Genomic DNA, 19,382 nt, shown 5'->3' on the forward strand with positions numbered 1-19,382 from the left:
ATTTTGTACTGCGCCTGATGCAATCAACGCATATTTAACATTCTGAATAAGAAGGATCAAACATCCCATTCACGGCTATGATATGCTGTAAAAGAATCTGCTTTCCGTCGGTAAGTTGCAGGTAAGGCGCATCATTATCCGTTTCCAGTTTTTGTATAAACCCTTCGCCCCTCACAACCCCATCTTCTTCAAAAAGTAAATGCACTTTGCTATGGCTGTTTTTACAATCAGTGAGTACGGCCAGAAAGGTTTCCCCTTTGTGTAAAGTATTTCGCTTATCCATTTTACAAGGCTTTAAGATGGTTAGTATTCGCCTTTTTTCATATAAGGCTGTCCCCATAAAATAGATTGCAGCAGTACCGATTTCAACCAGGCGGTATACATTTTATCGACGTCTTCAGCACCGGCTCCTTTTTTCGCTAAAAATGGTTTTAACGTTGTGGTAACCGGTATCGTAAGCGCGGGAATATAGCGGAAGTTGATAACGGGAACAGAATTCACATTGTCTGTTTTGTTCTTTTTCGTGGTGTAATGTCGCAGTCCTATTTCATACTGATAGTCTAACCACTGCTGATCATATTTAGCTTCAGCGGTTTGCAAAATCCAGGCGGCGAACCGTTCTCTTACTTTCGCCAGGTATTCACCGTCCAGCTTACCGGTATTTTTGTTGCTGAAAAAATACACCAACTGCGGTGTTGCACCTACAAAGCCATACCAGACATCTAATATATCATTGGTTTGGTCTTTGAGTATAGCATAGCTCATTCTCAGGTATTTTATATCCTCCTCCCCAAATAACATAGCCTGCTGGAGCAGCTTTAGCTCCTCAAGACTAAATGGTGATCTGGCCACATCTTTAGTGCCATAAGTGTACCCATGTGGCGGCTGGGCGGTTTGCGCGTAGACGCCTGAACAGAATAAAACAGGCAACAGAAGCGTAGAAAAGAATGAAGGTTTGATGTTATATGGTTTGTTGTTAAAAAACAGTGCTATCGTCTGGTTTCAAAACTTAATGCTGTTTTTGAACCAGTGTAACAAAGCTATTTTCAGCACAACAACCACTCAATTGATATATGACAACAATTATTGTATATATCTCATTATTCCGGATTGAATCGAACCCGTCCTTTTAGTTCCCCGTAATAATCACCTTCTTTGTTTCAATCACCCTTCCGCCAAAAGTGATGGATCCCACCAGGTATGTACCTGGCGTTCTGATCTCCAGCGGAATGATATTTCTGCCATTCACCATTTCCTCCTTCACCTTCTGACCAATCACGTTCCACACAACAACGGCCTTCACCGGCGCCACGCCGCTGATGCCCACGAAGAACCGCTGCGCCGCAGGATTGGGCCATACAACAATACCATAACCACCTGGAACAGGTCCAATGGGAACGATATTCGAATACACTTCAAGTCCGTTATAATCAACCAGGATAAGCCGGTAGTAGCTGATGCCCTGGTAGGTATTCGGGTCGTTGTGTATGTATTTCAGTAACGATGCACTGCTTCCGCCGATGGCCCGGGAGCGGACCGTGGCCACGGTTTTAAAATCAGTTTCGTTCGCGAGCCTACGCTGCAATACAAAATGCCGGATATTGTATTCAGGCTCGGTGGTCCAGTTGAGTTCCGCTTGTTGCGCGTTCCTGCGATAGCCCCAGAACCTGAACCTGGTGCGGAACGATACAGTATCTTTCGATGGCAGGGCAAATTTAGTAAGATAAGAAGCGGTTCCGATCTCATCGGTGAAAACACGTTCGTTCACCCCGCTATTATACAGGACACCTCCTGAGGTTAATACAGCCGGCGACACGGGGTTATGCTGTTGACCGCTGGTATCCCATGTATTGCCATTGAACAGCGAAATATAACTGGAAGTCCTGTTGGGAACGAAGCCGGCAGCGCCCTCCTCTTTCAGCAGGTGCTGCAGCCTCACACCTACTACACCCGATCCCGGACGACGTAATTTCCCCAGTTGCCAGATGTTTTTCACACTCATCCCATCCAGGTTATTACCCGTATTCATGTGTGCGAAAACGCCCATCCATGTTTTCGCGTACACATCATCCGGGATGCTGCTTACAGAACGGATCGCCGCGGGCGTATAATGCTCCACATCACTACCTATGGGAAAGATAACTTCACCATGCTTTTCGGCAATGTTCTCCCGAAGCAGTAAACCACCGGCGGTAAGTCCGCCTGTTACCACGTAACTTTTTTCGTTGTATCCTTTTATTATACCCGGACCTGTTTCATTGCCCACAGACAACAACTGATCGAGCGCATAGATATGCCCGTTCTCAAAAATCAGTTCGTGGGTAACACGGAAACTGGTTTCATTCAACACCAATCCGTAGGGATTGGCGAGTGAAAAACGTGCAAAGGCGGGTCCGCTTTTTGTCGCGGCATTGTATCCGCCCACCATGATCTGCCTTCCGTCTGTTCCCGGGAGATCGGGCGTTAAAAAACGGATCAGTCCACCGTTTTCTTCCGCTTCAATGGTAGCAGAATCACCGTTCTCCCAACGCTTACCCTTGAATTGCACTACCGCTTTTTTCCCGATACGGATATGCCCTTTGTGTTGCACATCAGAAAAAATAGTGGCGGTATCTCCCTTGAAATACACCTTCGCGTTCTTCGGTATATACACGCCTTGCTGCGCCTTCGTGAAAAGAAAGCAACAACTACAGCACAACAAGAATAATAAACGATAACAGCGCTTCATGAAAGGAGGTTTAACAGAACGCCCCGCGCGTACGTTGCAACGGGGCGTTGTTTTCTTCATGTGAGGCGGATGGAAATGATGTTATTTCTTAATGATGAACCAGTCGGTTCCATTGGTTTGGAGCGTCACATAGGTCCAGTCATTATAGATGGTATAGGAGTTTCCTCCATCGATGGTGCCGGAAGAAGGCGTAATCACGAGTTCGCGGTCGATTCCTCCGTTACCTATCTTCTTAATGGTATATATCCTTCCCGAAAATGCTGACGGGGCGGGCAATGTAAGCGTGATGGAACTGGAAGATGTATTGGCCAGGATGGTATTATCGGCTGCGGTGGCGGTATAGCTGGCCGTAACCGTTTTGATGGCCATCGCGATAGAACCCTGTACCTCAACTGTTGAATTGGCCGCGCCCGTAGCGCCCACGAGTATTGCTTTTGAAGCGGAAACGCTGTCCTGGAACGTTTTATTCCCCGCGAAAGTTTGCGCGGTCACGGACACAATACCTGCATTAGTAGCATCAGCCGGGTGCAGGATGATCTGGCGCGAAGTGCTGTCGCTTACAATGCTGGCGCCATTCACGTTGGAAGAAGAAGCCACGGTGCCAATGGTAAGCGTTTGCATGCTGCTCTGGATCTTTTGCCAGTCGGCATAAGTAAGCATACCATAAGGCTTGCTGGCGGAGGAACCGTTCTGAACGGGAAGGTACAAAGCGATGGTGCTGTCGGCTGATCTGTTCTCTACTTTAACTGAATCTTCTGACAGACTTGTTTCTGCAGTAAAAGAAAGCGTTTGTGCCTGAATGTTATTAATCGCCTTGATGGCATTTTCGAAGGAGGAAGAAGAGATGGTTCTTTTGTAAACGGAGCCATCAGCGTTTAATACAAGCACGTCCAGTTCGGTGGAACCTGCGGCAATACCCTGTAATTTAACGGAGCCATCCACTTCCAGTTTGGCGGTGGGATTATTCGTTCCGATGCCCACATTGCCATTTGCGTCAATGCGCATCCTTTCATTGTTGTCGGTCCGGATTACCAAAGGCTGTCCATCCACCGTTCCGAGAAACTGTGTTGCGGGGTTGGTGCCGCTGTTGCCAGATAGCGACCAGTTGGAAGTAGCCTCTGAAAGATCGGCGATCTTTTTCCAGCTTCCGTTGCTGCGCAGGCGCAAACTCTTGTCTGAGTTGAGGTAGATGATCATTCCATCCGGAGGCGTGAGTCCGTTGATCTGCGTGGTATCTGCCAAACGCGGCAGCAGCAGGCCCTGGCGGGTACTCTCCAATTCCAGGATAGATGATTTGTGGATACTGGTGGGGTTGTCGCCCACTTTCAACTGGGCCTTCGATACAAGCGATACGCCGAGCAACGCGATCGCCACTGCAATCTTTCTACTTGTTGATGTAGAGTAGGGATTCATACGAATTGGAGTTTAAGTTTTTTATTTGCGCATCTCTGTATTCACCCCTTTTTGTATTTCACAGATAAGGTATTGATAGCCGAATGCGTTTGCTGATTCAAAGATTGGTTAAAATTCTGTGAAGGTGTATGCGTGGGGATGTCGGTTAACAACGGGTTAACCGGGGGATAAGGTGAAATGCTTAGGAGGAGTTATTGGGTTGTATTCAGTTCACGCGAGGGGAAGTTTCAGGCGATTGCTTCATTCCTCGTAAAGACGCAAGGAAGCTAGGACGCAAGGCGTTAGTTGGTTGGCGGGAGTTTCATTTAAGTGGTGATTTTATTCTCGCAACGGCACTAAGACGCTACGGCTTTTTTATTTAGGATAGCTATTGAATATTATGGGTAAGCTTTTTATTTCCGCATATACGCTTCTATGGCTTGTTACAACAACTCTTTGCCATAAAAACATACCCCTCATTATTCAATGAACAAGAAACAAAAATCACGCTCTAATGTTGCGTCGTAGCGTTGCGAAGAATGAAGCAATTGCGAGAAATCCCTTCTTGCGTGCCGCACCTCAACAGCCCATTGCGTCCTTGCTCCCTCGCGTCGTTGCGTGAAATAAAAAAAGTCCCGCATCACTGCGGGACCAACAACTAAAAACAAATATCACTCACTCCTCACTATGTTAATCAGGCTTCTTTCCTTCGAGGAAAGTATTGATGGTGCTGATATCAGCCTGATTGTTTTCGTTTGAATTAACTGTGTAGCCGCTGTAGAAATTCTCCACGCTGGAGTGCGGGTTGTTGTAGAGTTCCATGTTGCGGCGGATGTAGGCCGGTACCGTTTCAAACTCGTTGTTCGGATCGCTGCCGTTAATATTGAAGGACAGATTGCGCAATTTCTGGATCCTTTCGGCGGCTCTCCTTTTCTGCTCTTCCGCTTCGTCTGGCATCGCCGGATCCTCAACGGAAGATTTGTTTGCATTGATGATGTTCTGAGTTTGATCCGTTCCTGGCGTATCCGCCGCCCCTGGATGTGCTTCCTTCACAACAAGTTGGATGTCCATGCCTGGCTCATCATTGTCAACTGATGCTGAAGGGAGTTTTTCAACAGGCACTGATTGGACTGATTCAGGCTTGGTCTCCATGTAGATATTGGAAGGTTTGGCCAATAAACCTCCGGAGGTGCTGGTAGCTACAACAGCGTCTTTGGTATTTTGAGGTTGAGGATCAACCGTTTGATTGCTATTGAGGGTGTAATTTACAACGGGTGGTTCGGTATGGACGGATTTATTTTCCACATTCGCCTCACCGTAAACTTCCCTGGTAATTTCCCTATGTTGTTCAGGAGCAGGCACCAGTGTAGGAGCCAGCGGGTCTTTCTTTTCTTCCACGAAAGGCAGCGGAGGCTGGTTGTACTTCTTTTTCTCTTCCGGATCTTCTCCCAGAACAAGGGTGATCTTCTCTTCGCGTTTGGGCTCCGGCTGGGGCGCCACTTTTTTCACGAAGGGGTCTTTGTGCTCGAAACCGGTGGCGATCAGCGTAATACCGATCTGGTCTCCAAGGGAATTGTCGTAGCCCATACCCAGGATCACGTCGGTATCTTCACCGGCCTGTTCGAGGAGGTAGCTCTGGATGATCTCTACTTCATCCATGGTGAACTCGTTCTCTCCTTCGCAGGAGTTGATGTTGATGAGGATCCACCTTGCGCCGCGGATATCGTTGTCGTTCAGCAATGGAGAGTTCAGCGCTTCTTCGATGGCTTTGAAGGCACGGTTTTCACCCTGTGCCGTGGCGCTTCCGAGGATGGCCACGCCACCACTGCGCATTACGGTACAAACGTCGGCAAAGTCAACATTGATCTGGCCGGTGCTGTTGATCACATCGGTGATACATTTCGCGGCGGTGGCCAGTACATTATCCGCTTTGTTGAAAGCCGCTTTCATGGTGAGGTTACCGAACTGGTGACGCAGCTTATCGTTGCTGATCACGAGCAGGGTATCCACATAATCCTTCAGGATATTGATACCATTCTGCGCCTGTTGCTGGCGTTTCTTTCCTTCGTAGGCGAAGGGAGTGGTCACGATACCAACGGTGAGGATGCCGAGGTCTTTGCAGATTTTGGAAATGATGGGTGCGCCACCAGTGCCCGTACCACCGCCCATACCTGCAGTAATGAACGCCATTTTGGTGTTCACTTCGAGGATGCGCTTGATTTCTTCCAGGCTCTCTTCGGTGGCCTGCTTGCCTATTTCAGGGTTGGCACCCGCACCCAGCCCCTGCGTTAAATGCGGCCCAAGCTGTATTTTATTGGGCACGCTGCTTTGTGCCAGCGACTGCGCATCGGTGTTACAAATAATAAAGTTTACGCCTTCAATGTTCTGCGCGTACATGTGGTTTACGGCATTGCTTCCGCCGCCGCCCACGCCAATCACTTTTATGATGCTGGATTTCTCCTTTGGTAAATCAAAATGGATCATAGCAATAAATTTAAAATGGGTTAGTAAGTATCACAATCACGAATCGGTTAGTTGAGTTTGGCGTCTTCTTCTTCCTTGAAGAGATCGATGATGCCATCTTTGAATTTGCCCCAGAAATCTTTCAGGCCCTTCCTGTTTTCAATGGGAACAATTTCCTTCGGCATTTCTTTCACTTCCACTTCTTCCGATAAATCTTCTTTCATTTCTTCTTCCTGGAGCTTCTGCTTCAGGTTTCCGGGAACACTTACGGGAACGTATTCATCGCGGAACGATTTCCGCTGGTTCTCGTAATCGCTGTATCCTTTCAGGATCAGACCGATACAAGTTGAGTACGTGGGTTTTCTCAGTTCTTCAATGTGTCCGGCGCACAAATGCTCGTTCGGGAACCCGATGCGCGCGTTGAGCCCGGTAACATATTCGGTCAACTGGATGAGGTGTTTTAATTGTGAACCGCCGCCGGTCAGCACCACGCCACCGTTGAGCACCCTTCCGTCGAGCCCCACCTGCTTCAGGTGATAGCTTACGAAATCGAGGATCTCACTCATGCGTGCCTGGATGATGTTGGCGAGGTTCTTTACGCTGATCTCTTTGGGCGGCATGCCGCGTAAGCCGGGAATAGTAATGTATTCGTTGGCTTTCGCTTCATTGGCCAATGCGGATCCGAACTGGGTTTTCATGGCTTCCGCCTGAGATTTGAGTACACCCAACCCAGTTTTGATATCGTTGGTAATGTTCTCACCTCCGAAGGGGATCACGGCAGTATGCTTCAGGATACCTTCGTAAAAAACGGCCAGGTCGGTGGTGCCGCCGCCGATGTCCACGATAGCTACGCCTGCTTCCATGTCTTCATGCCCCATCACCGCCGCTGCGGAAGCGAGCGGCTGGAGTACGAGGTCCTTGGTGTGCAGACCACTTTTTTCCACGGCCCGGTTGATGTTGCGGATGGCGTTTTTATCGCCGGTGATGATGTGGAAATTTGCGCCCACCTTCACCCCGCCGTATCCTATGGGATCGGGAATATTCTGAAAATTATCCACCGTAAATTCCTGCGGGATCACATCAATGATCTGGTCGCCTGCGGGAATATAGGTTTTGTACTGATCGCTGATGAGCTGGTCGATTTCCCTTTGGGAAATTTCCTCATCGGTGTTGTGGCGTACGATGTCGCCCCGGGTTTGCAGACTCTTGATATGATGTCCTGCAATACCGACGTACACTTCGTTGATGACCAGGTCGGGATTTGATTCATAACAGTTTTGCAGGGCCATCCTGATGGCCTTGATGGTTTCATCAATGTTGAGCACCTGCCCGTGTTTCACGCCATTGGAGTTGGACCTCCCGAACCCGAGTATCTCGAGTTTTCCGTATTCATTCTTGCGCCCGGCGATGGCGGCGATCTTCGTCGTGCCAATGTCGAGCCCAATAATGATGGGTCTTTGTTCTGAGTTCATACGCTATCCTGTTTTTAGTTGTTGTTTCTTCTTTTCGGAGGCATCACCGCTCTGGGTGCCGGGCCTCCGGCCGGGGTTCTGTTCACCACCTGTGTTGCATTGTTGCTTACGCTGGGCGTTACCGGCGTCGCAACTGGTGCATTCACTAAAACCGTTTTCTCCTCCATGCCATTTCTGATGGCCACCACCTGGTTGGCGAACTGTACTTTTATGCGGCTCCACGCGTTTGGCCCCGTTTGCTTTAGCACCTGGCGGTAGAAAAGTTCCAGCCTTGTGAACCTGTTCTCCAAATCCTTTCCATCGCCCAGTTCCACCACATGCGATCCGAATACCGGGTGCATTTCCAACTGCCGGGAAGGTGTGATCGCTATTTCACCGGCCTGTGCCATCCAGAACGGATCTTTCTTCAGAAAGAGCGACAGTTCTTTCATGCGCTGCAACAGGACGCTATCCTCTTTCCCCAGGTTCTTCCTATCGGTCGGAAAGCCGGTGAAAACCGGCAACCTGGCCGAGAACTGGTCGGAAAGTGGCAACCTTGCACCGGCACTGTCCATGTACCAGGAATTTCCATTGATGGAAAACACCCTGGCCACCGGTTCATTTTCGGTTATTCTTACCTGTAACACGGCGTCTTTATCAAAGAACAATTCAGCATTGCTGATCCATACATTTTTTTCCAGTTGGGCCTCCAGGTCTTTGATGGAAATACTTCCGACCGGCTTCCCTTTTATCGACCTTCCTCCGTTTGCCGTAAGCGTATTCAGAATATCTTTCCGTTCTACAAACAGGGTTTGTCCTTCCCCTTCAATCTCCACTTCCACCCGCTTACACAACTGGTCCTCCCTTCTTCCCATGGCTGCCACCAAAAGCACCAGTACACCCGTGCTGAGCGTGAGCCAGCCGGTTAGTGTAATGATGCGTTTCAGTTTAGAAGAAGCCATATTTTAATTTTAGATGTTGAATGATGGATTTTGGATTAAACAACTTCATTCATCATTCAACATTCATCATTCAACATTTCTCTCACCGGTTCCACCAAAGCATCTATATCTCCTGCTCCGGCCATAATCAGCATACGAGGTTGTCCTTGCTGTTGCTTATACTTTTCGATCCACGGCATCAATTCCGTTTTTTCGAGTAAGGTAACCCGTTGGACTTCCATTTTTTCCGCAAGCATACTGCTGCTCACTCCCTCCATAGGCAATTCCCGGGCCGGGTAAATGGGCAGCAGTATTGTTTCGTCGGCCATCATCAGCGTTTCAGCGAAGCCCTCTGCAAAATCGCGGGTACGCGAAAAGAGATGGGGTTGAAAAATCACCGTGCATTTCCTTTCCGGGAAAAGCGCTTTGGCGCTGCTGATGAGGGCGTGCAATTCTTCCGGATGGTGCGCGTAATCGTCGATCAGCACCTGCTCCGGTGTATGCACCTTGTATTCGAACCTGCGTTTCACCCCTTTAAAAGAGGCTACGGATGCTTTAATTTTTTCTTCCTCGATGCCCAGCAACAGCGATACGGCCACGGCCACGGTAGCGTTCTCCACATTGTGCATGCCCCCCATGTTGAGGTGAATGTTTTGAATGGAACGCGATTGCGGTTTTTTCATTTCCACATCGAAGGTGTACGTTCCATCGTTCATCCTAATATTGTGCGCTTTCACATCAGCTTCCTTCTCCACACCGTAAGTGATGTGGTTCTCTTTTGGAAGAAGATCATGCTTTTTCAATCCCGCTTTCGAAATCAGCCAGCCACCAGGTTTCCGTTGATTGGCGAATTGAATGAATGCTTCCTCCAACGCTTCCGGCGTTCCATATATATCCAGATGATCGGCATCCATGGCACTGATCACCGCGATATCTGGATGTAGTTTCAGAAAGGAACGGTCATATTCATCGGCTTCCACCACACATACATTGCGGGGATCGCTCCAGAAATTCGTTTGGTAGTTCACGGATATTCCGCCCAGGAATGCGTTGCAACCGAATCCTGTATCCCGGAGCAGGTGTCCTGTCATCGTCGTGATGGTGGTTTTACCGTGCGTGCCCGCGATGCAGATATTGTAGGCGCCTTCGGTAATGATCTGCAGCACATCGCTTCTTTTGATGACGGCGAAGCCGTTGGCGCGGTAGAACTCAAGCCCTTTGTGGGTGGCAGGCACAGCGGGGGTATATACTACCAGTTGCACATCTGTGGGAATGCCATCTTCGGTATCCGTATAGGTGATGTCCATTCCCAGGGCAGCGAGTTGCTTTGTAAGCGGTGTTTCGGTGCGGTCGTATCCGCTTACTTTCGCGCCACGGGCATGAAAGTAGCAGGCGAGAGCGCTCATACCGATGCCGCCGATGCCGATGAAGTAGATGTGTTGTATTTGTTCCAGTTTTATCACTAGCCTTTCTTTATAATTTGTTGCGTTGCGTCGTAGCGTCGTTGCGGGAGATTTATTTTTTTCTCGCAACGACGCCACGACGCAACGTTTGGAAGTTTGATGTGCCGGTTGCCGTTAACTATTTTGCGAAATGATCTCCGCTATTTTTTTATCGGCATCTTTTACACCTTTCTTTTTAATATTATCTATGAACTGTTTTCTTTTTGTTTCATTTTTCACCAGTTCCAGCAATGTGGGCACCAGTGTTGTTTTTACCGTTTCATCTTTGACCATTTCCGCGGCGCTTGCAGCTTCCAGTTCTTTAGCATTTGCTGTTTGATGATCCTCAGCGGCGAAAGGATACGGTACAAAAATCACCGGCTTTCCCACCACACACAATTCAGCGATGGCCATGGCACCCGCACGGGACACCACCACATCGGCGGCGGCATAGGCCATTTCCATTTCGCGGATGAAAGGCATCACTTTGATGCCTTCCTTTCCCTGCGCGGCTTGTGTGGCCCTTTCTCCGAAAAGCTGCCCGGTTTGCCAGATCAGTTGGATGCCTTCTTCCTGAATCGTTGCTACTCCGGTTTCGATGGCTTCATTGATACTTTTCGCTCCAAGACTACCGCCCACCACCAACACCACTGGTTGGTTGACTTTCAATCCGAAGAAGGAAAGCGCTTCTTCCCTGGATGCATGGCTTTCAGTGATCACACTACGTACCGGGTTCCCAGTTACCACGATCTTTTCTTTTGGAAAGAACTTGTCCATTTTCTCCGCGGCCACCATGATGCGGGTCGCTTTTTTTCCCAGCATGATGTTGGCCTTGCCCGCGAATGAATTGGATTCGTGGATGAACGTGGGTATTCCTTTCTGCTGCGCGAAACGCAGTACGGGAAAGCTGGAATAGCCACCTACACCAATTACCGCATCGGGACGAAAATCATTGACGATCCTTCTTACCTGGAAAAAACTTTTGATGAGTTTCCAGGGAAGGGAAATATTTTTTATCAAAGAACTCCTGTTTAATCCCGCGATATCTATTCCTTCTATCTTGTAACCGGCCTGCGGCACTTTCTCCATTTCCATTTTCCCCTTTGCGCCCACAAACAAAAATTCAGTGGCAGGATCCATTTTCTTCAACGCATTCGCAATAGCGATCGCGGGGAATATATGCCCCCCGGTACCTCCTCCTGCAATGATTATTTTCTTTTGTTGACCCATTCTATTTTCAATCTGCTCTTTCAATATTTAGTTTGTGGCCGCAGCTCCATCCTGCGTTGCATCTTCCGGTGGCGCCTTTCCTTCCAGCTGCTCCACGTTCCTGGCCACACTCAGGATGATGCCGATCGACAAACAGGTGAACAGGAACGATGTTCCGCCCATACTCACCAATGGAAGCGTTACCCCCGTTACAGGGAACAGGTTCACGTTCACCGCCATGTTCGCCAGCGCCTGGATCACCAGTGTAAAACTCAGCGCCAATGCCAGAAAAGCGCCAAACGCATACGGACATTTCCTGAACAAACGGATGCTCCTAAAGAGGAACACCAGGTAGATGAACAGGATGAACGCCCCTCCTATCAATCCATACTCCTCGATGATGATCGCGTAGATAAAATCTGAATACGGGTGCGGCAGGAAATTCCTTTGCTCACTGTTGCCCGGTCCTTTTCCTACCCAACCACCTTTTGCGATCGCGATCTTGGCTTGGTTGATCTGGTAATTGCTTTCGCTCACATCTTCCTTGTTGGGATAGATGAAGTTTTCCACTCTGGATATCCACGTGGAAACCCTGCCCGTGAGCCTGTTTTTTTCCGTACGCACAGCAGTGGGAGCACCCTCCTCAGATTTGTGTTTGATGACCGCAGCCGTTACCAACATGCCTACCGGGATCAGTGCGATACCGATCACCAGTAACAAATGTTTGAAAGAAACCCTTCCGATAAACAGCAACATCAAGCTCGTGGCACCTACCAGCAACGCGGTGGAAAGGTTGGCCGGCGCAATCAGGATACAGATAATGCCTACCGGGAAAATCACCGGGAGAAACCCTGTTTTAAAATCCTTGATCACGTCCTGCTTTTTACTGAGTAACCTGGAGAGGTACATGAACAGCGCCAGCTTCGCAAGATCGGAGGTCTGGAAAGTCATGTTGATTACCGGCAATTTGATCCACCGGCTTCCCTCGTTGATTTTCGCACCGAAGAAAAGCGTGTAGGCCAGCAATGGTATCGACAATAAGAATAAGAGCTTCGCAACTTTCGAATAGATCGTATAGTTGACTTTGTGCGCGAAGAAGATGATGGCCAGTCCGCCCATGATGAACGCAAACTGCTTAAAAAGGTACACTTCCGTGTTGCCCTTATACATCTTATACGCGAGTGAACCCGTTGCACTGTACACCACGAGCAGGGAAGTGAGCGCCAGTAGTATCACCAGGGCCCAGATCACTTTATCGCCGCGTGTTTTATTCAGTAATTGGTTCACGTTACTTTTTTATAATTCCTTCACTGCTTCCTTAAACTGGTTGCCTCTGTCTTCATAATTCTTAAACAGGTCGAAGCTGGCACACGCTGGCGAGAGCAATACCGCATCGCCTTTGTCTGCGAAGTGAAAAGCGGCGTGTACCGCTTCTTTGGCGCTGGCGGTGTTTACGATCAACTGCATTTCTTTTCCAAATGCTTCGTGGATTTTGGTATTATCGATACCCATGCATACGATGGCCTTTACCTTTTCCTTTACCAGGTCCATGATCTGGTTGTAATCGTTTCCTTTATCCACACCGCCCAGGATCAGAATGGTAGGTTTCTCCATGCTTTCCAGCGCGTACCACAGCGAGTTTACGTTGGTGGCTTTGGAGTCGTTGATGAAATCCACACCACGAACGGTGGCCACGTATTCCATACGGTGTTCCAGGCTCTCGAAATTCTTCACGGCGTCGCGGATCTTTTCCTTCCGGATGCCCAGCGTTGACGCTGCTACCCCTGCTGCCATAGTATTGTACTGGTTGTGCTTTCCCCGGAGGGTAAAATCGTAAACGCTCATGGAGAAGTTCTCCGATTCCGTTTTCACGGTCATCTCGTCTTTGCGGATGAAAGCTCCTTTTAATATCTCGCTATTTTTCATGGTAATCGGCAATGGGTTAGAATGAATGTTAAAGTTTCTGATGTTGGCCATGGTTACTTCGTCGTCCTGGCAGTAGATAAAATAATCCGCCGGGGTCTGGTTCTCCACTATCCTGAATTTGCTATTGATGTATTTCTGAAAATTATATTCATATCGATCCAGGTGATCTTCCGTTATGTTCACCAATACCGCGATATCGGGTCTGAACTCGTGGATATCATCCAATTGAAAACTGCTGATTTCCGCGATGTACAGTGGTTTCGGATTCTCTGCCACCTGCTTCGCGAAAGAATAACCAATGTTGCCCACCAGCGCGCAATCCAGTCCCGCTTCTTTACAGATGTGGTAGATCATAGAAGTGGTGGTGGTTTTACCATTGCTCCCGGTGATGGCCACGATCTTACTCTCTCCTTTGAAGCGATAGGCCAGTTCAATTTCACTGATCACCTTTATTCCCTTCTTCCTGATCTTCTTCACCAGTTCGTTCTTTTCAGGAATACCGGGACTCTTCATCACTTCCGAAGCATTCAGGATAAGTTCCTCCGTATGCTGCCCTTCTTCAAATTCAATTCCGTTGCCGCGCAGTTCTTTCTTATACACTTCTTTGATACTGCCCGCATCGGAAACGAACACATCATACCCGTGTTGCTTCGCCAGCAACGCCGCGCCAACACCGCTTTCAGCGGCACCTAATATGACCATTCGTTCGTTCATACAAACAATTTTCCGCGGTTGTTTCAGGGGGATATTGGGGGGTTCTTCAAAAGTATCGGGTCAGGGTAAACTACACATTCTTATGCTACATGTTGGTTCTTCTCAGGATGCCTGGACGGTTCTTGGGGTTTGGTTTTTCACTATATAATCAACGCATCTTCAGTGTAACAATCGAAAGCAGTACACATAAGATGGTTACTATCCAGAACCTTACGGCAATCTTACTTTCATGGTATCCCAACTTCTGGTAATGGTGGTGGAGCGGGCTCATCAGGAACACGCGCCTTCCTTCCCCGTATTTCTTCTTCGTGTATTTGAAGTAAGAAACCTGGATCACCACACTCAGGTTCTCCACGAGGAACACCCCGCAGAATATGGGTATCAGCAATTCTTTCCGCACGATAATGGCCAGTGCGGCGATGATGCCTCCCAGCGCCAGGCTTCCGGTATCGCCCATGAATACCTGCGCAGGGAAAGCATTGTACCAGAGGAAGCCCACGGTTGCCCCGATGAACGCACCAATAAAAATGGACAGCTCACCGAGATTGGGGATATACATAATATTGAGGTATTCCGCGAAGCGCAGGTTACCACTGGCATACGCGAATATGCCGAGGCAGGTCCCGATGATGGCGCTGGTACCCGTTGCCAGTCCATCCAACCCATCCGTGATGTTCGCGCCATTGGAAACGGCGGTCACAATAATGATCACGATGGCGGAATAGAGCAACCAGGTAAGGCCACGCATGGCTTCCGGCAATAATTTGGAATAGTTGAATTCGTGGCTCTTCACAAAAGGAATGGTGGTGATGGGTTCCTTCGCTTCCACAAATACGCGGTCCTTTCCATCGAAGGGAACGTGTTTCACTTCCACACCCGCAGGCGGTTTGTTCTCCCCTGTAAACTCACGGTACGCTTTGGCGTTGTCGTTGAACAAAATAGTGGCGGCCACCACGATGCCGAGTACCACCTGGCCCAATATTTTAAACCACCCTGCCAGTCCGTCTTTATCGCCTTTTTTGTAAGCGACACCCTGTTTTTGCGCGATGCGCTTTGCGCGGAGTTTCAGGTAATCATCTATAAAACCGATGATGCCCAGCCAGATGGTAGCGAAGATCATCAGGCGGATATAGGCTTTGTTGAGGTCCGCGAAAAGTAAAGTAGGAATAAGAATGGCGAGCAGAATGATGATACCACCCATGGTAGGCGTACCTTTTTTCTGTTGTTCGCCGGCCAGACCGAGATCACGCACAGATTCGCCCACCTGTTTATTCTGTAAGAAACGGATCAGTTTTTTACCGAAAACAGTCGTGATCACCAATGAGAGCAGCACGGCCAGCAGCACCCTGAAGGTGATGAACTGGAACACGCCGGCTCCCGCAACATTAAACTCCTGTTTCAACCAGGTAAAAAAATGATAGAGCATGTATGGTTATTAAGTAAACGCTTGTTTGTAGCAACACCTGGCTTCCGCTTGGTGTTACCGGTTCCGGATCGGTGCTTCGGTTGCCCGATGCTTACCTATCCAGCAGTTCGAACATTTCTTTCAGTACCTTCTTGTCGTCAAAATCATGGCGCACACCATTCACTTCCTGGTACTTTTCATGCCCTTTTCCCGCGATCAGCACGATATCTCCCGGCTTTGCCAGACTCACCGCCGTTTTAATGGCTTCCTTTCTATCGGCGATCACGATGTACTTCCTTTTGGCCGCGGAACTGAGTCCGGCTTCCATGTCCTTAAGTATCTCCAGTGGATCTTCAGTACGCGGGTTATCGGAAGTAAAAATTGCTTTATCGCTGTAATCACAGGCTGTCTGGCCCATGATCGGACGTTTTGTTTTATCCCGGTCACCGCCGCAACCAGCTACGGTAATAATGGCGTTTCCACCGGACCGTAAAGCATGAATAGTTTCCAACACGTTCACCAGCGCATCCGGTGTGTGGGCATAATCCACGATACCGATGATCTTATCTTTATTGGAAACGGTATAATCGAACCTGCCTTCGGCTCCACTCAACCGACTCAGTATCCGCAATACCTCGTGTTTGTCTTCTCCGAGTTGCAATGCCGCGCCATACACACACAACAGGTTATAAGCATTGAACTCGCCGATCATTCTGAAGTGCACTTCCATATCGTTCACCATCATCACCAGACCAGTGAGGCCGTTCTCCAGAATCTTTCCTTTGTAGTCCGCGAGCGACTGCAGGCTGTAATAGAATTTCCTTGCGGGCGCATTCTGCAGCATCACGGTACCGCGGCGGTCATCGAGATTGCTGATCGCGAACGCTTCGGGAGAAAGCTGATCGAAGAACGCCTTCTTGACCCGGATGTATTCGTCGAATGTTTTATGGTAATCGAGGTGGTCATGGGTGATATTACTGAACAGTCCTCCCGTGAATTCCAGCCCGTTGATCCTTTTCTGGTGAATGGCGTGTGAACTGCATTCCATGAACACATGCGAACAACCCGCATCGGCCATTTTACGGAGCAAAGCGTTCAGACTAATCGCATCGGGCGTGGTGTGCGTGGCCACCAACACTTCTTCGCCAATCATGTTCTGTACGGTGGAAACGAGTCCGCATTTATACCCCAGTTCCGAAAACAATTTGTACAGCAGCGTGGCGATGGTGGTTTTCCCGTTCGTACCGGTAACGCCTACCAGTTTTATGCTGCGCGAAGGTTCACCGTAGAAGCTGTGCGCCATCAGGGCCGCGGCTTCCGAAGTATCACTCACTTCCACATAAGTAACCCCTCCCTTCCTATGTTCCGGCATCTTGTTTACCACCACAGCGGTGGCGCCGGCTTCGATGGCTTTATCGAGGAACTGGTGTCCATCTGAATGCGTTCCTACGATGGCAATGAAACATGTTCCGGGCGTAACTTTCCTGGAATCGATCTGAAGATCGTGCACTTCAACGGCACGCTCTCCCGCGATCGACCTGATTTTCACCTTGTACAATATGTTCTGCAGTTCCGCCATTTATTGCAATTCAATCGTAATTGTCTGTTTCTTTATATAAGCCGCTCCCGGCGCTATCGACTGGGCAGCCACTTTTCCACTGCCCACAATTTTCACTTTCAAGCCTTTGTTCTCCAGCAGGTAGAGCGCATCTTTCAACCCCATTCCCTTTACATCGGGCATCTTCCCCTTCTCCACCGGCATCGGCTGCAACAACAAACCGGCGTTCTCTCCACTCAGCGTGGCCCATTCATCTTCTTTGTCTACCTCCTTATAAGTAAAGCGCAATTCGTCCATCACCGTTTCCATCTCTCTCTTGTAACCGGGATATATAAATTTGCTGCTGTCCTTTTTCCAGTTCGTCTTTACAGCTTTCATCTCCTTGATCCGCAGGGCGTATAATTTATCCGCGATCTCTTTGAACACCGGTCCCGCCACGGCGCCGCCATAATATTTTACCGCGTGCGGTTTGTTCTTGATCACCACGATGCAACTGTACTGCGGATCATTGACCGGGAAATACCCCGCAAATGACGACTGGTAAATATGATCGGCATACCCCCTGTTCCCGTTCGCCACCAGCGATGTGCCCGTTTTACCGGCGATACCGTAGAACGGCGACCACAAGGCTTTTCCCGTTCCATTAATCATCACGCCCTCCAGCGCTGCCTTCAGTTGCTTCAGCGTTTCCGGACTACAGATGCTTTCTTCGAGCACCTGCGGCTGCACTTCTTTCACCGTGATCCCATCTTTCGCCACCGTACTCACCAGGTAGGGCTTCATCATCTTTCCGTTGTTGGCCACCGCGTTGTACAACATCAGCGTTTGCAACGGACTCACTTTCACTTCGTAGCCAAAACTCATCCAGGGCAATGTAACCGCACTCCAGCTTCTGTCTTTCGGCGATTTGATCACCGGTTTTGATTCCCCCAGTAAATCGATACCGCTCACCTGGTGGAACCGAAGCTTTTTCAGGTGATTCAGAAAAGGTTCCGGGTTCTTCGAATAATACTGCCAGGCTATTTTGGCCATGCCCACATTCGAACTGTGTTCGAAGGCCTCTTTCACCGATACGTCGAACTTGCCGTGCTTTTCGGAATCGAACACCGTTCTTCTGCCTACCTGCCAGGTGCCACCTTCCAGGTTCACCCTGCTGTTCAGCGTTACGTGCTTGTCTTCCAGCGCGGCCAGCATCGTGGCCAGTTTGAAAGTTGATCCAGGCTCCGAACCCTGGATGGCGTAATTGTAATTCTCCCAGTACGATCCATCTGTTTGGCGTCCGAGATTGGCTATGGCTTTGATCTTACCCGTTTTCACCTCCATCACAATACAGGTGCCGTAAGCCGCCTCGTTTTCAATGAGCATTTTCAACAGCGCGTTTTCCGCGATGTCCTGGATATTCACATCCAGTGTAGTGATAATATCCTTTCCTTTTTCAGGTTCTATTTCTGTTCCTTCAATTGGCGCGAAAGCTCCTCTTGCAATCTGCCGCACCAATCTTTTTCCTGTCGTTCCTTTCAATAAACTGTCGTAGGTATTTTCCAGTCCTACATTCTGGGCATTGGCCCTTGCCAGGCCTATGGTTCTGTTGGCGAGCAAACCGAACGGCGTCAACCTTTTCGTTTGTACCTCCACCACGAATCCGCTTTTGTACCTGCCCTGCCTTACCAGCGGGAATTCCCGCAATTGGCAATAATCGGCGAAGGACACTTTCTTTTTCAATGAGAAGTACCTGTTCTTTTCCCGGTAGCCGAGGCGCAACATGCGTTTGTACTCCTCCGTTGACTGATCTTTAAAGAGCTGTGAAAGGCTGTATGAAAGCGAGTCGAGATTGTCAGTGAAACGCTTTCCTCCTTTCTCCCGTAATCCATCCGCGCCAAAATCAATATAGATATCGAACTGCGGAACGGAAGTACTCAGCATACTTCCATCTTCACTGTAAATCGTGCCCCGCTCCGCCCCCAGCTCTTCCACCCTTTGGTGCAGGCTGTCACCGAGGCTCCGCCAGTAATCACCTTCCACCCGTTGCAGGTAAAACGCTCGTCCCAGCACCAGTACACTCAGCACCATCATTCCGATGAAGCAGAGGTACACCCTCCAAAGTATGTCGCGTTTTATATCCATCGGGCCGTCCGGCATTAAGTCATGAACAC

Annotated in this window: 14 protein-coding genes; all 14 read right to left on the minus strand. The window is 49.1% G+C overall.

What is annotated here, in order from left to right:
* Positions 1-34: 34 nt before the first annotated feature.
* The 14 genes from M4J38_RS03280 to M4J38_RS03345 all read right to left on the minus strand — a co-directional run bounded on the left by M4J38_RS03280 (position 35) and on the right by M4J38_RS03345 (position 19,353).
* Positions 35-283 carry a hypothetical protein gene (locus M4J38_RS03280; RefSeq protein WP_251758102.1) on the minus strand — a complete coding sequence of 83 codons (249 nt, stop codon included), beginning with the start codon at positions 281-283 and terminating at the stop codon, positions 35-37.
* 20 nt (positions 284-303) lie between these two features.
* On the minus strand, positions 304-852 hold the full coding sequence (locus tag M4J38_RS03285; protein ID WP_308217823.1) for a protoglobin domain-containing protein: 549 nt from the start codon (positions 850-852) through the stop codon (positions 304-306).
* Positions 853-1,129: 277 nt separating this feature from the next.
* Positions 1,130-2,728, minus strand: a complete 1,599-nt coding sequence (locus tag M4J38_RS03290; protein ID WP_251758103.1) for a T9SS type A sorting domain-containing protein — start codon at positions 2,726-2,728, stop codon at positions 1,130-1,132.
* Positions 2,729-2,809: 81 nt separating this feature from the next.
* Positions 2,810-4,141: a hypothetical protein gene (locus M4J38_RS03295; protein ID WP_251758104.1), complete on the minus strand. Its 1,332-nt coding sequence runs from the start codon at positions 4,139-4,141 to the stop codon at positions 2,810-2,812.
* Between the two features lie 669 nt (positions 4,142-4,810).
* Positions 4,811-6,604 carry a cell division protein FtsZ gene (gene ftsZ, locus M4J38_RS03300; RefSeq protein WP_251758105.1) on the minus strand — a complete coding sequence of 598 codons (1,794 nt, stop codon included), beginning with the start codon at positions 6,602-6,604 and terminating at the stop codon, positions 4,811-4,813.
* A gap of 47 nt (positions 6,605-6,651) precedes the next feature.
* Entirely contained in the window at positions 6,652-8,055 is a 1,404-nt protein-coding gene (ftsA, locus tag M4J38_RS03305) for a cell division protein FtsA (protein ID WP_251758106.1), read from the minus strand.
* Positions 8,056-8,069: 14 nt separating this feature from the next.
* Positions 8,070-8,996, minus strand: a complete 927-nt coding sequence (locus M4J38_RS03310) for a cell division protein FtsQ/DivIB (RefSeq protein WP_251758107.1) — start codon at positions 8,994-8,996, stop codon at positions 8,070-8,072.
* A gap of 56 nt (positions 8,997-9,052) precedes the next feature.
* Positions 9,053-10,438: a UDP-N-acetylmuramate--L-alanine ligase gene (gene murC, locus M4J38_RS03315; RefSeq protein ID WP_251758108.1), complete on the minus strand. Its 1,386-nt coding sequence runs from the start codon at positions 10,436-10,438 to the stop codon at positions 9,053-9,055.
* A 114-nt stretch (positions 10,439-10,552) separates the two neighbouring features.
* Positions 10,553-11,671 (minus strand): undecaprenyldiphospho-muramoylpentapeptide beta-N-acetylglucosaminyltransferase, encoded by a 1,119-nt coding sequence (gene murG, locus M4J38_RS03320; protein ID WP_251758109.1) that lies wholly within the window; start codon positions 11,669-11,671, stop codon positions 10,553-10,555.
* Between the two features lie 3 nt (positions 11,672-11,674).
* A complete protein-coding gene (locus M4J38_RS03325; protein WP_251758110.1) occupies positions 11,675-12,913 on the minus strand; it encodes an FtsW/RodA/SpoVE family cell cycle protein in 1,239 nt (412 codons plus the stop codon).
* A gap of 9 nt (positions 12,914-12,922) precedes the next feature.
* On the minus strand, positions 12,923-14,266 hold the full coding sequence (murD, locus tag M4J38_RS03330) for a UDP-N-acetylmuramoyl-L-alanine--D-glutamate ligase (RefSeq protein ID WP_251758111.1): 1,344 nt from the start codon (positions 14,264-14,266) through the stop codon (positions 12,923-12,925).
* Positions 14,267-14,414: 148 nt separating this feature from the next.
* Positions 14,415-15,692 (minus strand): phospho-N-acetylmuramoyl-pentapeptide-transferase, encoded by a 1,278-nt coding sequence (gene mraY, locus M4J38_RS03335; RefSeq protein WP_251758112.1) that lies wholly within the window; start codon positions 15,690-15,692, stop codon positions 14,415-14,417.
* Between the two features lie 91 nt (positions 15,693-15,783).
* Positions 15,784-17,250 carry a UDP-N-acetylmuramoyl-L-alanyl-D-glutamate--2,6-diaminopimelate ligase gene (locus tag M4J38_RS03340; RefSeq protein ID WP_251758113.1) on the minus strand — a complete coding sequence of 489 codons (1,467 nt, stop codon included), beginning with the start codon at positions 17,248-17,250 and terminating at the stop codon, positions 15,784-15,786.
* On the minus strand, positions 17,251-19,353 hold the full coding sequence (locus M4J38_RS03345; RefSeq protein WP_251758114.1) for a penicillin-binding protein: 2,103 nt from the start codon (positions 19,351-19,353) through the stop codon (positions 17,251-17,253).
* Positions 19,354-19,382 lie beyond the last annotated feature (29 nt).

It is taken from the genome of Parasegetibacter sp. NRK P23, assembly GCF_023721715.1.
In the GTDB taxonomy this organism is placed as follows: domain Bacteria; phylum Bacteroidota; class Bacteroidia; order Chitinophagales; family Chitinophagaceae; genus Parasegetibacter.

Excerpts from the sequence above, each read along its gene's own strand:
- M4J38_RS03280 (WP_251758102.1), bottom strand. The coding sequence starts at position 283 with ATGGATAAGCGAAATACTTTACACAAAGGGGAAACCTTTCTGGCCGTA.
- ftsA (WP_251758106.1), bottom strand. The coding sequence starts at position 8,055 with ATGAACTCAGAACAAAGACCCATCATTATTGGGCTCGACATTGGCACG.
- M4J38_RS03340 (WP_251758113.1), bottom strand. The coding sequence starts at position 17,250 with ATGGCGGAACTGCAGAACATATTGTACAAGGTGAAAATCAGGTCGATC.
- M4J38_RS03345 (WP_251758114.1), bottom strand. The coding sequence starts at position 19,353 with ATGGATATAAAACGCGACATACTTTGGAGGGTGTACCTCTGCTTCATC.
- murD (WP_251758111.1), bottom strand. The coding sequence starts at position 14,266 with ATGAACGAACGAATGGTCATATTAGGTGCCGCTGAAAGCGGTGTTGGC.
- M4J38_RS03290 (WP_251758103.1), bottom strand. The coding sequence starts at position 2,728 with ATGAAGCGCTGTTATCGTTTATTATTCTTGTTGTGCTGTAGTTGTTGC.
- mraY (WP_251758112.1), bottom strand. The coding sequence starts at position 15,692 with ATGCTCTATCATTTTTTTACCTGGTTGAAACAGGAGTTTAATGTTGCG.
- M4J38_RS03295 (WP_251758104.1), bottom strand. The coding sequence starts at position 4,141 with ATGAATCCCTACTCTACATCAACAAGTAGAAAGATTGCAGTGGCGATC.
- ftsZ (WP_251758105.1), bottom strand. The coding sequence starts at position 6,604 with ATGATCCATTTTGATTTACCAAAGGAGAAATCCAGCATCATAAAAGTG.
- M4J38_RS03310 (WP_251758107.1), bottom strand. The coding sequence starts at position 8,996 with ATGGCTTCTTCTAAACTGAAACGCATCATTACACTAACCGGCTGGCTC.